The sequence below is a fragment of the Streptomyces sp. NPDC057654 genome, from assembly GCF_042800135.1.
Lineage (GTDB): Bacteria > Actinomycetota > Actinomycetes > Streptomycetales > Streptomycetaceae > Streptomyces.
Genome location: NZ_JBHVHQ010001197.1, coordinates 1 through 1996 on the forward strand (window position 1 = coordinate 1; position 1996 = coordinate 1996).

2 protein-coding genes are annotated in these 1996 nt (G+C 69.2%); both read right to left on the bottom strand.

The features are described from left to right. Positions 1-79 precede the first annotated feature (79 nt). Positions 80-781 carry a hypothetical protein gene (locus ACFU99_RS41955; protein ID WP_384403593.1) on the bottom strand — a complete coding sequence of 234 codons (702 nt, stop codon included), beginning with the start codon at positions 779-781 and terminating at the stop codon, positions 80-82. A gap of 76 nt (positions 782-857) precedes the next feature. Continuing rightward, entirely contained in the window at positions 858-1304 is a 447-nt protein-coding gene (locus ACFU99_RS41960) for a hypothetical protein (RefSeq protein WP_384403596.1), read from the bottom strand. Positions 1305-1996: the final 692 nt, after the last annotated feature.

The following is a 1996-nucleotide window of genomic DNA, read 5'->3' on the forward strand; positions in this document are numbered from 1 at the left end:
GCCACTGAACGCTAGTGCGCGCAACGCGCCGCTGCCCCCGGCCGTCGCGGTCGGGGGCAGCGGTTGTGCCGAGTGCGGGTCAGCTGGTTGCTGTCGCCTTGGCTAGGGCCTTGCCGAGGTGCCGGTCGACGAGGGCCGGGGCCCCCGAGACGATCACGAGCACGTCGCCGTCACGGACGGCGGTCTGCTTCATCACGGTGTGCTGCCCACCGGTGGAGAACGTCAGGAGCTGGCTCCACTGCTCGTCACCGAGCCGGCGGGGCGCGGCCATCTTCTGCGAGGCCATGTCGATCGCGGTGCCGCCCGCGACGACCTGGTAGGTGGGGCACCCGGTCATGGCGTCGAAGATCCTGCCGATGCCGGCGGACAGCTTGCGGGCGTGGTCGCTGTAGAGCTCCTCGGTGACCTCCGCATCGCTGCCGCCGGTGTAGGCGAAGGCGGTCTTCGCCCGGCGGGGGAAGGCGAGCGAGCCGCCGGTCGCCGCATCGCCGCCCAGCTCGTTCAGGGCGGGGCAGCCGACGACGGTGACATCGTCGTGCTGGGCGGGACGCTCGGGCTTGTGCAGGTAGCCGTTGCCGAGGTCGCTCGCGTCGAGCAGGCGCCTCTCCAGCGCGGCCGAGGAGAGCGGAGCGGCGTTCGGGGCGGTGTCGGCCGGCTTCCCGGCCCGGGCGGAGGAGGCCGTATCGGCCGTGGAGCCGGTGGTGTGGGCGGAGCAGGCGGGCAGGGCGAGGGCGGTGATGGCGGTGAGGGAGAGAGCGGCGGTGGTGACGCGAACGCGCATGGCGGAACTGACCCCTTGTGCTAGGCGGTGGGTGGTCAGTGAGGGCTCTTGGGCCCGTGGGTCGCGGGGGTGGGGGTCAGTGGCCGAGGTGGCGCAGGCAGTCCTCGAACGTGGCGTGCGTCGCGTCCGCGGGGCCAGTGTGCCGGTTGTACCAGGCGGTGTCGAGGCGCGTCTCGTGCCGCTGGTGGCCTGACCGGCAGCGCAGCCAGATCTGGTCGCGGGTGGAGAGGATGAGCCAGTCCCGGTACGCGCCGCACTCGGCGCAGGCGACGATCTCCCCGTCGAGGACGAGCGGCTGTCGCCAGGCCGTCATCCGGCCCTCCACCTGGTCATGGCTCGGCACGCGCAGCTCCGGCGGCAGGAAGTCATCCACCACGGCGGCCTGCTCGGCACGCTCCAGCTCGGCCCGCACCCGCTCGACCTCCGGCGGCACCTGCCCCTCCAACTGCGCGCACGCTTCGAAGAACTGGCGCTGCTTTTCGCTGAGTTCCGCCGCCCGGCGGCGGCGTATCCGGTGAAACACCCTCATCCTCTCCCTCGCCTCGTCCAGCACGCGTCACGATCGTGCCCCAAGCACGGGCGCAGGTTCAATTCACAAAGTCAACAGTCCCCACCCTCGGGCACGGGGCCGGCCCTCGGTTGCGCGCGAGCCGGGTCCCGTCCCTGGCGGGGATGTTCGGCAAGGCCGAGATCCAGTCCCCCAAGCCGCTGGCAACGCAATACGTCGAAGTTCGGCGGGAGTACCGGTCGATGCCGCCCATCTTCATGGGCCGCCTCAAGCTAATTCTGTGGCCAAGCGTGTCATGTCGACCGAATTTGGCCGATGAGTGCCTTCGGCTTTCCTGCCGTGACCTATTGTTTGCGGTTTGTGATCACTTTCGATCGGCATGCTAAGTGCGAAAAGAATGGGATTTCACGAGGGGGCCGGCGGCCCTGAACGCCCGCTCCGGCACGGTAGTTTCGTCCCGGACCCTCGATCGAGGGCCCGCCCGGGAAAGTGTGTCACCACAATCCCGGGGCGATCAGTTCGAAGGAAAACACGCAAATGATCGAACCGCTTCGACGAGGGCGCCAGCAGCTGTCCTCCGGGCGATTTCACGGTATCAGTTTCAACATCGTTCCCGTGGGATTTCACGGTGCCCCCGGCGGTCACGCGGTGATCCGGCTCAGTGCCCTGTGTGCCGCGTTCGTCCTCATGTGGACCCTTGTCACGGG

Excerpts from the sequence above, each read along its gene's own strand:
- ACFU99_RS41955 (WP_384403593.1), bottom strand. The coding sequence starts at position 781 with ATGCGCGTTCGCGTCACCACCGCCGCTCTCTCCCTCACCGCCATCACC.